The organism is Candidatus Krumholzibacteriota bacterium (assembly GCA_016932415.1).
Classification (GTDB): Bacteria; Krumholzibacteriota; Krumholzibacteriia; order Krumholzibacteriales; family Krumholzibacteriaceae; genus Krumholzibacterium.
This window is the reverse complement of record JAFGCX010000027.1, coordinates 20,642-33,995: the sequence shown is the minus strand read 5'-3', so window position 1 is coordinate 33,995 and position 13,354 is coordinate 20,642. Positions and strand designations below refer to the sequence as shown.

The window sequence follows — 13,354 nt, the reverse complement described above, 5'->3', positions numbered from 1 at the left end:
AAGGAGGCATTATTTATGAAGGGAAAAGCGTTTCAGGATTATTACCCCGATGACCTGAGCCATTGCTATGGATGCGGCAGGTTGAATAAAGAAGGCCTGCAGATCAAGAGTTACTGGGATGGAGAGGAATCGATAGCTCTATTTGAACCCCGATCCTGCCACACTGCGATTCCAGGATATGTATATGGGGGCCTTATAGCCTCGCTGATAGACTGCCACGGCACTGGTACCGCTTCGGCGGCTTCATACCGAGCCGAAGGAAGGGAGATGTCTTCGGATCCTCCCCTCCGTTTCGTCACGGCTTCATTGAAAGTCGATTACCTGCGTCCGACGCCGATGGGAGTCCCTCTCGAGATACGCGGAAAAGTAGAAGAAATATCGGGTAAAAAGGTAGTTATCAGTGAGACTCTCTCAGCAGGGGGCAAAATATGCGCGAAAGGGACGGTCATAGCAGTCAGGATGCCGGAAAATATGCTGCCGAATGATTGAATCCAGCGCCAGCGGGAAGTGAAGAGGGATATCCCGGCGCCGTGATCATGAAACAGAGTTCTTTAATGGCTGGTATGAAGATATTTATTGCCGGCGAAAGAGCCGGGATAGTAAAAAAGAAGATATTTCTCCAGGAAGGGATCTTACGTCGCATGAAGTTAAAAAGACTGATGTTAATAATAATTCCAATTGTACTCGCGGTGTCGGCCTGGAGCATGATCAGGCCATCAGGTGACCGAAATTGGGCCGTGGACCAGGCCGAAGTCGTCTCTGTCTCTATCGAAGACTCAATAGTATCGATCACCAATGTCAGGCATTTCGATCACTGTCCCGATGGGGGAGGACCTGCCTCCACGGCGTGGCGCAGCGGCAGGTATGACTTGCGCGATATGAAAAATGTGTGGCTTGTCATATCACTATTCAATCCGGAACGGCGAGGCCCGGCGCATCCATTCCTCAGCTTCCAATTCGGAGATTCATCTTTTGTCGCGGTATCGGTCGAAGCAAGGCGCGAATCTGATGAATCATATTCGATCTGGAAAGGGATGATGAAACGATTCGAACTGATCTATATAGTAGCCGATGAGAATGATATAATAACATTGCGTGCCCTGTGCCGGGACGATATCGTTTATATCTATCCGTTGATCACGACTCCTGAAAAAGCACGGGAACTGTTCATTGATATTACTGAAAGGGCTGAAAGGCTGGGCAGGGAACCGGAGTTCTACAACACGATCTGGAACAACTGTACGACGAATATCCTCGAACATGCCAATGTTGTTGCCTCTGAAAAGATCCCAGGCGGTCTCTATACTTTTCTGCCCGGCTATTCCGATAAAGTAGCGCTTACTCTCGGACTTATCGATGCTGAAGGATCCATCGACCAGGTAAGAGAACGGTTTCAGGTGAACGAAAGGGTCAGGAAATATGCCGGTGGTAAGGGCTTTTCCCTGAGGATAAGAGAAGTAGAACAGGAAGACTGACAATCGAAAATACGGAAGAGAAGTGAGGCGATAATGTCAGATTCGAAAAATGATGATTCCGAAAACAAGGAGCCCAGGGAGCGCCTTGAGAGCGATCCTCCAGAAGCTTCGGCAGGTTGGGGATGGAGATATCACCATCTTGGTGTTCCGGTAAAAGAAAAAAGAACAGGGGAAAGGTATCTGGCCGATTTCAGGATGTATGTCAGTGGATTTGGACACAATCCGTTCGGAATAGAGACCATGCGATTCGAACCGGACAGCCCGGTCTCGGAGATCATCCAGAGGCTGCCGCACCTTGCTTTTGAGGTAGATGATCTCGACAAAGCGATCGAAGGGTATGAAATTATTGGAGAAATCGGGTCTCCGATGAAAGGGATAAGAGTCGCAATGATCATTTCTGATGGATTCCCCGTCGAACTGATCGAATTCGAACGATGCTGGCAGGACACGGACGACAGTCAATAAAGAAGATCTCTTTTCGGATTTTTCTAAATACTCCTCAAAATCAAATAATCAATTATTTTGTCAGACCGCAATTTTCGCCTTCAGTGGCGTGACCTTTCTGTCGAGACATATAGAGGTATTAATCTGGCAGGTAGCGATGGAAGTCGTAACGCAAAACGGTACTGAAGAAATCACGGCCCGGATAAGGGAACTTGAGCAACAGGTCGACGAGAAGAATTTCGCTTTCGAGACTCTTTTCAGACTTACCGAAAAACTCGGTACGACTCTGGACCTTGAAAAAATAGTTCCCCTGCTGACGATGACGACAACGGGACAGCTATGTTTAAACCAGATGGCATTTTACCTTTATTCCACCGAATCGGGAAAACTTGAATATTTTCATTCCATTGGAATCCGCTCCGTCGACCTGCCAGGCGATATCAGTCTCGATTCCAATCTTATAGCGAGCGTGAGTCGCGATGACGGGATCCTGGAAATTTTCGAGTCTGCAGGAACAGATAAGAGTGCTGATGGAGTCGAAGACATTATCGGGTTGTTTTCTGAAAAAGGTTTTTCCTGGGCTATTTGCCTCGGAGATGAATCCGACATGATAGGTCTCGCTCTGATAGGTGAAAAGATCGATGGATGCGGTCTGTCGGATATGGATATTGAGATACTGAAAACGATCTCCAGGGTCGCGACTCTTGCCATACGAAACGCCCTTTTGTATCAGGATGTCACGAAGTCGAAAAACGAACTGATAAAGTTCTCCAGGATAAAAAAAGAATTCATGCTCCATACGTCGCATGAATTTCGTACGCCGCTCACTATTCTTAAAAGCACGCTCTGGTCGATCGAGCCGGAGGATTCGCAGGACAAGACATTGATCGAGCTCGCCCAGACTGCCGTGAACCGCCTTCAGGAAAAGATAGAACAGATACTTTCTCTCAACGAACTTGGGCTTAATGAATCCTCGCTAGATCTAAGGCATACCGATATGGTAGCCCTGATCGGAGAATGCATAACCGAGGATTTAACCAGGATGGAAGAGAGCGGTATAGCGTTAAGGTTCGACCGGAATGTCGATATGAAGGAAGTGATCGTCGATCCGGTCAAAATGAAGCTTGTCTACAAGAGCGTGATCGAAAACGCGATCAGTTCTGTCGGAAAGGGCGGGCATATAGATATTAATGTCATGACAAGTCACGCAGGACCGGATGAAGCTGAGGGGATAGAGATCCGGGCATGGCAGTCCGACGAGGGAAGTCCAGGGTCCGGAGGGGAAAAGGGCAGCCGGAAGAGCGATGGGGCAATATCTTCAGAGGTCGAATATTATTTCATTTCGAGAATAAAGGATGATGGAGTAGGGATCCCGATCGATGAGATAAAGATGATGTGTGAACCGTTCGCCAGGGCTTCGAATTCAGCCCTAGGCGAGGTAAAAGGGTTTGGCCTTGGTCTCTCAGTATCGCAGAAGATCATCGCAGGTCATGGCGGCAGATTCTACTGTAAAAGTGACAGGGGACAGGGAGCCGAATTTTCAATCTGGCTTCCCGTAATAAACAGCCTGCAGGTGGAACGGCAATCGAAAAGATGTTGAGAATATGAATTCCATCAGAACCTTACAGAATTATCGAACAATGGCGGTGAAAAGATGCTAGATGTCAATATGCTGATAAAAAAGATAGACCAGCTTCCCACTATTCCCGCGGTAATAAAGCGTCTTGTCGATCTTACAGCCGACCCTGACGCGGATATACGGGACATACTCGAACTGATCGAACGGGACCAGTCTCTTACCGCCAGCATAATCAAGTTATGCAATTCGTCATATTACGGGCTGTCGAAAAAAGTCTCTTCAATCAACGAAGCTGTAGTTATGGTCGGATTCAATACTATCTCCAACATGTGCATAACCCTTGGTCCTTCGATCTATCTGAAAAAGAAGGTATTGGTATATGACGGAGAAGATGTCGATCTCTGGCGACATTCCATCCTTGCCGGGTCCTGTTGCGAACAGCTGGCATTCTTCGCGAGGCAGGAGATGATCGAGGTTGCCTATACAGCAGGGTTGCTTCACGATATAGGTAAACTCGTCCTTGCCGAATGCGACAGGGGGCTTCTGCAGAAGGTCGTAGACCAGGTCGCAGAAGGATTGTCACATGTCGATGCCGAGGAAAAAGTTCTCGGAATGCATCACGGGATGATCGGGAGCAGGTTGCTGAGAAAGTGGAAATTCCCGGGAAGCCTCACCGACGCGGTCAAGTATCATCATATTCCCAAAAAAACCGGTAAAAACAAGGATCTTACAGAGATCACATACCTGGGAAACCTTATCGCCAAGCTGGCAGACGATCAGCGCAGGGGACCAACGATCGAGGATGTGGCAAGGGATCGAGTGTCCAGACGGTTCCAGCTCGATGAACCGCAGATCAGGTTCATCATACAGAAAGCCCGCAAACAGGTAGAGGAGACCGAAGCTTCCCTCAATACCGCGGCAGCCACGACAGTATGAAGGAGCGGTCTTATCTCGTATGCGCCTTTTCGCTTAACCTCTGGTCCACGGGATGATCGCGATCGATCATCCGCCTTGCGTAAGTTCCGAGACGATCCTCCAGTATGGGTCTGATTTTGGATGCTCCAGGGGAATCGTCCTGTCATCTTCGATGATATTCATTCCTTCGCTCTCTTCGACGACCTCGCCGACGATCGAACATTCTATTCCCTCGGCGTTCATGGCGGAGACTACTTCAAGAGCTTCGGTCGGAGCTACGATAGCGATCAGCGTTCCTTCGCTTATCGCGCAGAATGGATCGAAATCGAAAAGCCTGGCAGTCTTCGCGACGACGGGAAGGACAGGAATCGATTTTTTGTCGATCCGCAAACCAAATCCGCCGGCCCTCGCCATTTCGTAAAGTCCTCCCCACACTCCGCATTCGGTGGCGTCGTGCATCGCGTGGACCCCGCCGAAGCGCCGAGCGATGATACAATCGTCCATTACCGACATCTGGTAGAAGATGTTTTCAGCCTCTTTCCTGAACTGATCCCCTCCCGCATCTATGAAATGCTGGGGGAATCCTACGGCGAGAAGGCCTGTCGCTTCAATAGCGGCACCCTTCGTAATGAGTACCCTGTCCCCGGTCTTTACGAGATGTGGCCCTCTTAGCTCCGATTCAGGACCTTCGGCGATAGTGGTTGCGCCACCGACCATCGGGAAATTGCAACCGGTGTATCTGGCGGTGTGACCGGTGAGTACGGTTATGCCGTACCTGCAGGATTCATCATGCACGACCTGCCAGAGTTCTTCAAGTTGCGCCTCGGTCGTCGAGGGTGGAAGGTTGAGATCGATAGTCAGATATTTCGGCGTCAGGCCGGAAACCGCGACATCACAGAAGACAATATGAAAGGCGAACCATGCAGCCCTGGAAAAGCCGTATTCGGGCATTATAAAAAATGGATCAGAAGACATGGCCAGGCACCTGTCCCCGATCCTTATCACTCCGTAATCAACGCCATGGCGCGGACCGATCAGTACCGATTCGTCCCTGACGCCAAGCCGGGGATAGATGACTCGATCGAAGAATTCGGGATGTATCTTGCCGAGATCGGGCAGTTTCTCTTCTGACATATCTTCTCCCTTCGCAGGAATTACCCTGATCAGGTTCGTCCCCTCATCGGGGGAGAGGGTCTCCCGGTACCTCCGGGACTCTCAGCCCTGGTCCCCGCGTTCTTTTGCCTGGACGCGAGAAAGGGCTCCCCTGAATCGAACAGGATGATAATATATGAGATACGATATAGCCGTCAACTGTTGAAAAAAGGCTTGACATACTTCAGCTAATTACGCAGAATGCGTTATGCAAGGAGCGTAATATGGTAAATCCCTTCAAGTATGGTGGCGTCGTAGGTAATGGTTCATTCTGCAACCGCGTCAAAGAGATCGCAGATCTCAAAAGGGCAATGGAGAATGGCGACAGGCTGTTTATCTATTCGGAACGTCGCCTGGGAAAAACCTCACTGGTGAAACGTGCCCTTCAGGATCTCCCCGGATCTCAGATCGTCGGCGCGTACATAGATCTGTGGCCCACCGACGGAGAGGCTTCATTCGCTATAGCTGTCGCCAAGGCGATCACGGAGAGCCTCTCTGGTACGGCCGATAAAATGCTCGAAGTCGCGCAGCGGTTTTTCAGCAGGTTGCTTCCAGCAATTACCTCGGATTCAGAGGGCAGGCCTCAGGTCACCTTTTCTTTTCGAGAGAGCGGAAACGAACTACCTGACCTGGATGAGGTCTTGCGGGCACCGAGGCTGATCGCCGAAAAAAGAAAACGCCGGGTAGTACTGGTTTTCGATGAATTTCAGCGAATCCTCGAGTATGGTTCTGATAAGGCTGAGCGGACTCTCAGGAGCGCGATTCAGGATCAGAGCGGAGTGTCGTTTATTTTTCTGGGCAGCAAGAAGCATTTGATCCAGAAGATGTTTCTCGATCAAAACCGTCCACTTTACAGATCAGGGGGTCATTATCCTATCGGGCCGATAGATCTTGAATCGTGGAAACCTTTTATCCGGAATCATTTTCAGTCGAGTGGAAAATCTATCGAAGATTCCTATATCACGATGATCTGCGAACATACCGGAGGCCATCCATTTTACACGCAGCACCTCTGCCACGCCGTATGGGAATTATGCGAACAGGATTCCGGCGTGACTGAAAGTATGATAGAACTCGCGATAGCTCTTCTGCTTGAAAGGGAGAATTACGCCTATACATCTTTATGGGATTCATTCGGTCTGAATCATCGCCGGATTTTGAAAGGACTTGCTGTCGAATCTCCGGGACCTGAGATTTTTGGAACGGTGTTTATTACGAAGTATAATCTCAGTACGCCTTCTTCCGTGCAGAGGGCGGTCAATAACCTGTTGGCGCGCGATGTGATCGATCGGGATGGAAACAGGTTTTTCATAAGCGACCGGTTTTTTAAGATATGGATCAGGAGAGGTTCTTAAATTGGGAGAGAGGATATGATCAATACGAGAACAAAAAAGGGAGATCACGGGTCATCGAAGACAAATCGTATGACCTGTATAATTATATCAGCCATTTTTCTGCTCGCAGGTTCGGCAGCGATTCTCAGGGCGGAATCCTTCCGCCTTGTATTCATGAGCGATATACACCTGATGCCTGAATTGAATGGAACAGGAGGGTTCCGGGCTGCGATCGAGAGGATCAACCAGCTCGACCCCGACCTTGTAATAACGGGAGGCGACCTTATTTACGACGCCCTCGAAGTCGATCAATCCAGGGCCGGGTATCTTTACGATCTCTATATCGAGATGCGCGGGGGTATCGAAGCCCCCGTCTATGACGTGATCGGAAATCATGAGATCTTCGGCCTCTACCCGGCAAGCGGTGTCGATTCGGGGCATCCCCTGTATGGAAAGAAGATGTTCATGGAAAAGATCGGCGGCGGATCGACGTACCGGTCGTTCGATTTCAGGGGATGGCATTTTATCCTTCTCGATACGATAGAATTCCGGGTTGACAGAAGGTATTTCGGTTTTGTCGGGAAAAAACAGCTCGAATGGATAGCTCGCGATCTTGAAAAAACAGGGAGGGACAAGCCGATCATCCTCGCTGGGCATATTCCGCTCGTCACAGCTTTCAGGCAGATAAAAGAAGGGGCGGCGTCGATCTCTCCCCCGGCAGAAGTCGTGGTGAACTCTCACGAAGTCCTCGCGCTCTTCGATCGTTATAACCTCAAGCTCGTATTGCAGGGACATCTGCACATCGTCGAACAGATAGCGATCAGGGGGACGCACTTCGTCACCGGAGGAGCTGTCAGCGGCGCCTGGTGGAAAGGGCCATACGAAGGATTTCCTGAAGGATTTGTCGTAATTGACATCGATGGAGAGAAGTACGACTATTTTTATGAATCATTCGGGTGGAAAGCCAGGAATTGAGACTGCAGCCGCTATCTCTGCCTCCTGCCGGTGACATTCCTATACGATCGGCGATCTCAGAACGGGAGTATAAAAATGAAAAGGTCCATTGCCGCGCTCATCACGATCTTATTCTTCGCCTCTCCGACATATTCGGGCCCCATGGTCTGGCAAGTGGTCTCGGGCGGAGACACTGTTTATATCGGCGGGACTGTCCATATGCTGCGCGAGAGCGATTATCCCCTGCCGGAAGAGTACGACAGGGCTTATCTCGATTCCGATATCCTCGTTCTGGAAACGGATCTCGGCAGGCTCAACGATCCTGCCGTTATCGAAATGATCTTGTCCAAAGGGTCTTTCAGCGAGGGAGAAAGTCTCGAAAAGATACTTTCGGATGAAGCATTCGCCGAGCTCAGATTATACTGCGATGCTTCCGGGTTGCCTGTCGCCGCTCTGAACAGCCTGAAACCGTCACTTGCCGCGACTGTCCTTCTCGGAATGGAACTTCAGAAGCTGGGGATCGACCAGGATGGGATCGATCTCTTCTACCAGAAGAAGGCGGGGTCGGAAGGAAAAACTGTAAAAGGGCTCGAATCGATCGAGGACCAGGTAGACTATCTTCTTTCCATGGGGGAAGGGTACGAGGACGAGTTTATGATCCATACGATCGAGGAGTTGAAAAAGACTCCCGAGATGATCGGAGTCCTTATAGATTCGTGGAAGAGCGGGGACGAAGAGACAATCGACAGCCTGCTTGTAGAAAGCATAAGGAAAGAATACCCCGGGCTGTATGAGACTCTTATAGTCGAGAGGAACAGAAAATGGCTTCCACAGATAAAAGATCTCTTCGATTCGGAAGAGAAGGAATTGATCCTGGTCGGTTCCGCTCACCTTATCGGCGAGGAAGGAATTATAAGGAGACTTGAAGAGATGGGTTGTGTCGTTATCAGATACGGATTGGAATAAAGAATGTCCCGGCAGTGAAGGCGCTGTTTTAGAGTTGACTGCCAGGTTTTCATCAAAGATACTGGAGCAGAATTGTTTCTCTTGTATCATGACGGATCTCAGGGAAAGTGAGGGATTATGCTGAAATCGATAATGACCGCGATCCTGGTTGTCATCAGCGCCGTATCGTTGAAAGCGGAGACCTGTATCAGGATGAAAGATCACACTGACGCAAGCTATCATCACGGGACGATCGATCCTGCGGTCGACAGTGAGAGCGAGCTGTGGATAGGGGAAGGACGGATAGCTTCGATAAGCGATAATTATCATCTTATCCTTGATCTTTCTTCGAATATTTTGACCATCATGCAGATGAGTGACAGTACGTACGTTGAGACAGAATTACCGCTCGACATGGCAAAGGTCGTATCTCCCGAGAGGATGCAGCGCCTGGCGATGTATCCCACGAAGGGGGAAGTTAAACCTGCCGGGAAAACGAAAAAGATCGACGGTCGCGAGTGCCTCTGCTACAACCTTGTGTCATGGATCGATTACAGGGGGACGCGCTACAGGGAGACCGAGATCAGTTCGTGGTTCACCACCGATCTTCCGTTCGATCCAGCGGTTCTTGAGAAATATCATGATACCGTCTACAGGATGAACAATCTCAGCGACGATTACAGGGAAGCAAGAATGGCCGCCAAAGGTCTTGAAATCTTTTCGGAATCGACCCAGTACGCGGAGGGGCAGGCCAGGAAAGGAATTTCCGAAGTAGCGGGAATCGAGGAAAAGGATCCGCCGGAGAATGTATATACAGTCCCCGGCTGGTTTAAAAAGAGTGATTTTCTCAGTTTCAGATGATCGGGAAAAGATCAATTAGGGAGACAGGCAAAACAACTGCCCGAAGGGGTCTGGAGGTCAGCAATGGAGAAGAAAGAATTAAAGACAGGGCGAAGAGATTTTATCAGGGTGGGGATCGCCGGAATAGCTGGAGCCGCTCTGGCCCCCGCGCTCCTCGGCGCTCAGGAAGAGAAAAAAGAGAATAAAAAGAAAAAGCTCGTTTACAGGACTCTTGGAAGAACGGGAATAAAAGTGCCGATCGTAAGTATCGGCGCCCAGGCCCAGGATGCGGCGATATTCAGCGCCGCTCTCGACGCCGGGCTTACCCATTTCGACACGGCCAATACGTACGGTAACGGAGAGCATGAAAAGGTCGTCGGCGAGGTCATCAAGGGGAGGCCGAGAGATTCCTATATGATCAGCACGAAGGTCTATCTTCCGATCGATCAGAAAACGGGATCGTTCAAGAAGGAAGCGACGACCGAGGCGTTCATAGAGACTTTTGAAGGCAGCCTGGAAAGGCTCGGAGTCGATTACGTGGAAGTCCTTCACGCCCACGCGCTGGCAAGCAGGGAAGCGGTCCTTTACGAACCGGTCCTGAAGGCCTTCGAAAAACTCAAGAAGGACGGCAGGATCCTCGCGTCAGGGGTATCGGTCCACACGAACGAAGTAGAGGTCATAGACGCAATGATCGAAAGCGGTTCCTACGATGTCGTCTTGACCGCCTATAACTTCCGTCAGCCTCACTGGAAAGAAGTGAAAAAAGCTATTGCCAGGGCGGCAAAGAAAGGGATCGGCGTAGTCGCGATGAAGACCCAGGCGGGAGTCTACTGGGACAAGGAACGCACGAAGATGATCAACATGAAAGCGGCGCTGAAGTGGGTCCTGAGCGATGAGAACGTGCATACCTCTATCCCCGGTTTTACCACTTTCGAACAGCTTGAAGAAGATATTTCCGTTATGGCCGATCTAAAGATGAGCGCGCAGGAGAAAAAAGATCTCGAGCTCGGGTCCGCTGCCGGCTATCAGGGCCTCTACTGTGACCAGTGCGGAAGATGTATCGACCAGTGCAGAAATCACATCGATATTCCATCGATGATGAGAAGTTACATGTACGCGTATGGATACAGGAACCTCTCCAAGGCGAAGGAGACTATCAGGCCGGTCCTTAAGGAGAGCGGTCTCTGCGGCGGCTGCGCGTCATGCAGCGTCGACTGCCGGATGGGTTTCGACGTAAAAGGGAAGATATCAGATATCGCGAGACTCGGCGATGTTCCGGACGATTTCCTCGCGTAGATAAACGATCAGTCCCTCCCGGGAGATGACTGGCATCTCCGCTTATTTTTAAAGGCGAGCTGGTCCGGACGCGTGACCGGCTCGCCGCGGTTCTTGACAGGAAGCGCTCTGATAATTAGATTTTAATATCAAGGGATGATTTTTCAACAAAGATTCCACCGTACCCGGAAAACCCCGCGCAGGACGAAAATCGTCCGGACCGGGTCCTTCTGGCTATCCCCGCAACCGGGGGGCTGCCGGAATTTTTGTCCCTGCCACAAAAAAAATCGAAGGAGGGGAACACTGGAGTGATTTTTCCGGTCTAATATGCGAGATGAAAAATGACAGCATGGATCGTCTCGCCGGTTCATGCCAGGAGAAACGAAAGGAGCAATCATGAGACATCACTCAATCCAATCGAAGGCCGCAGCATACATAACCGCCGCGATTTTGATCGTTGCAACCCTGACAGGAGGAATCAACCGCGCGCTGACGCCGATTCTTCTGGCCGGCGCGCAGACCGGAAAGATAAGCGGCACGGTGGTCGAAAATAAGACCGGTAAACCGCTTCCCTACGCCAACGTTATAATCGTGGGAACTAAGTACGGAGCGATGACCCTGGAGGACGGCTCGTTCCTGATCGCAGCTGTCCCAGCGGGCAGGTACACAGTCAAGGTGATGATGATGGGTTACAGGATCGAGGAGAAAAAGGAAGTCGAAGTAGTCGCCGGTAAGACGGTAAAGATCGAATTTAGACTGCAAGAGGAAATTGTCGGCCAGACCCAGGAAATCATTGTCGGCGGTGAGATGAAAATGGTCGAAGTAAAGGACAGTGACCGCCAGTTTTTCGGAAAACCGACCAAGGATATGGCTCTTGGCGGAGGGATCATCCGAAGACCGTACCCTCCCGCGGAATATAATACTGAAGAGTACGAACATATCAACGACAACAGGTTCCTTGGCGTGATCGCCAATCCCCTTTCCACATTCTCCATCGACGTCGATGTCGCTTCTTATGCCAATATGAGAAGGTTCATCAATAACAACCAGTATCCGTACAAGGACGCGATCAGGATAGAGGAACTGATCAACTATTTCGATTACGACTATGAAAAACCCGGAAAAGGAGAACCTTTTTCGATAAATTTGGAGCTTTCCGAGTGTCCGTGGAACAGAGACCACAGGCTTGTGCACATAGGTCTTCGCGGAGAAGAGCTCGATGAAAAAGACAGAAGGCCGAGCAACCTGGTTTTTCTTCTCGACGTGTCGGGTTCGATGGATCAACCGAGCAAGCTTCCCCTTTTGAAGGATGCTTTCAGGCTTCTCGTCAATCAACTCGGGCAGGACGACCAGGTGGCGATAGTCGTCTATGCCGGCACGGCCGGGCTGGTTCTTCCATCGACGAGAGGATCGCAAAAGGAGAAGATCCTTGAAGCTCTCGACAGGCTGCGGGCCGGGGGATCGACGGCGGGGGGAGAGGGGATCAGGCTTGCTTATGAAGTGGCCAGGGAGAATCTCATAAAGGATGGAAACAACAGGATTATCCTCGCTACCGACGGCGATTTTAACGTCGGGATATCGAGTTCGTCGGAGCTGATAGAATTCATCGAAAAGAAACGCGATGACGGGATCTTTCTCACGGTGCTCGGTTTCGGAATGGGAAATTACAAGGATCACAGGCTCGAACAGCTCGCCGACAAGGGTAACGGCAACCACGCCTACATAGACAACATCATGGAGGCGAAGAAGGTCCTCGTCAATGATATCACCGCGACTCTCTATACGATCGCCAAAGACGTGAAGATCCAGGTTGAATTCAATCCGGCCAAGGTCGCTGAGTACAGGCTGATAGGGTATGAGAACAGGATGCTTGAAACAGAGGATTTCGAGGATGACACGAAGGATGCCGGTGAGATCGGCGCGGGACATACAGTCACTGCCCTCTATGAGATCGTGCCTGGACCGGACGGAGAGGGCGAGATCGAGGATAACCTGAAGTACCAGGACGTGGTGATCAGCAAAAATGCGAAAAAATCCGGCGAACTGCTTACTGTAAACATCAGGTACAAGGAGCCTCTGGGCGACAAGAGCAGATTGATCAGCAAAGTCCTTAAAGATGATCCCGTCTCGCTCGGAAGATCTTCAAATAACTTCAGGTTCTCCGCCGCCGTCGCGATGTTCGGTATGATACTGAGGGAGTCTGAGTATCGTGGATCGGCCGACCTTGATTCTGTCCTGGAACTTGCCAGGGGCGCCAAGGGGGATGACAGGTACGAGTACAGATCGGAGTTCATCCGGCTGGTAAATCTCGCCAAAGTGATAGCTGAACTTCGCGATGACGGCAGCAAACCGGAAACAGGAGAAAAGAATAAATAGATTTGCCCCGGGAGCAGAAGCAGTGTTATAAAACATCGTAAGGGGACAGGCATAGGATAAAAGGT

At 50.4% G+C, this 13,354-nt stretch carries 12 protein-coding genes; 11 read left to right on the top strand and 1 reads right to left on the bottom strand.

What is annotated here, in order from left to right; all coding sequences use genetic code 11:
* Window positions 1-15 precede the first annotated feature (15 nt).
* The 5 genes from JW814_09760 (at window position 16) to JW814_09740 (ending at window position 4,434) form a co-directional block, all read left to right on the top strand.
* A complete protein-coding gene (locus tag JW814_09760; protein MBN2071729.1) occupies window positions 16-489 on the top strand; it encodes a PaaI family thioesterase in 474 nt (157 codons plus the stop codon).
* Between the two features lie 65 nt (window positions 490-554).
* The gene (locus tag JW814_09755) at window positions 555-1,475 is read left to right on the top strand and encodes a DUF4105 domain-containing protein (GenBank protein MBN2071728.1); all 921 of its coding nucleotides are present in this window, start codon (window positions 555-557) and stop codon (window positions 1,473-1,475) included.
* Window positions 1,476-1,508: 33 nt separating this feature from the next.
* The gene (locus tag JW814_09750) at window positions 1,509-1,940 is read left to right on the top strand and encodes a hypothetical protein (protein ID MBN2071727.1); all 432 of its coding nucleotides are present in this window, start codon (window positions 1,509-1,511) and stop codon (window positions 1,938-1,940) included.
* A 136-nt stretch (window positions 1,941-2,076) separates the two neighbouring features.
* Window positions 2,077-3,519: a HAMP domain-containing histidine kinase gene (locus JW814_09745; protein ID MBN2071726.1), complete on the top strand. Its 1,443-nt coding sequence runs from the start codon at window positions 2,077-2,079 to the stop codon at window positions 3,517-3,519.
* Window positions 3,520-3,573: 54 nt separating this feature from the next.
* Window positions 3,574-4,434, top strand: a complete 861-nt coding sequence (locus JW814_09740; GenBank protein ID MBN2071725.1) for an HDOD domain-containing protein — start codon at window positions 3,574-3,576, stop codon at window positions 4,432-4,434.
* 66 nt (window positions 4,435-4,500) lie between these two features.
* Here the strand turns inward: JW814_09740 and JW814_09735 are convergent, their stop codons facing one another.
* On the bottom strand, window positions 4,501-5,547 hold the full coding sequence (locus tag JW814_09735) for an AIR synthase family protein (protein MBN2071724.1): 1,047 nt from the start codon (window positions 5,545-5,547) through the stop codon (window positions 4,501-4,503).
* Window positions 5,548-5,789: 242 nt separating this feature from the next.
* On the opposite strand from JW814_09735, the gene JW814_09730 reads away from it, so the two are divergent.
* The 6 genes from JW814_09730 to JW814_09705 all read left to right on the top strand — a co-directional run bounded on the left by JW814_09730 (window position 5,790) and on the right by JW814_09705 (window position 13,289).
* Window positions 5,790-6,920 (top strand): ATP-binding protein, encoded by a 1,131-nt coding sequence (locus JW814_09730; protein MBN2071723.1) that lies wholly within the window; start codon window positions 5,790-5,792, stop codon window positions 6,918-6,920.
* A gap of 15 nt (window positions 6,921-6,935) precedes the next feature.
* On the top strand, window positions 6,936-7,874 hold the full coding sequence (locus JW814_09725) for a metallophosphoesterase (protein ID MBN2071722.1): 939 nt from the start codon (window positions 6,936-6,938) through the stop codon (window positions 7,872-7,874).
* A gap of 75 nt (window positions 7,875-7,949) precedes the next feature.
* Window positions 7,950-8,819, top strand: coding sequence for a TraB/GumN family protein (locus JW814_09720; protein MBN2071721.1), 870 nt, complete (start codon window positions 7,950-7,952; stop codon window positions 8,817-8,819).
* 117 nt (window positions 8,820-8,936) lie between these two features.
* On the top strand, window positions 8,937-9,659 hold the full coding sequence (locus JW814_09715) for a hypothetical protein (GenBank protein MBN2071720.1): 723 nt from the start codon (window positions 8,937-8,939) through the stop codon (window positions 9,657-9,659).
* A 63-nt stretch (window positions 9,660-9,722) separates the two neighbouring features.
* Window positions 9,723-10,934, top strand: coding sequence for an aldo/keto reductase (locus tag JW814_09710; protein MBN2071719.1), 1,212 nt, complete (start codon window positions 9,723-9,725; stop codon window positions 10,932-10,934).
* Window positions 10,935-11,309: 375 nt separating this feature from the next.
* A complete protein-coding gene (locus JW814_09705; GenBank protein ID MBN2071718.1) occupies window positions 11,310-13,289 on the top strand; it encodes a von Willebrand factor type A domain-containing protein in 1,980 nt (659 codons plus the stop codon).
* Window positions 13,290-13,354: the final 65 nt, after the last annotated feature.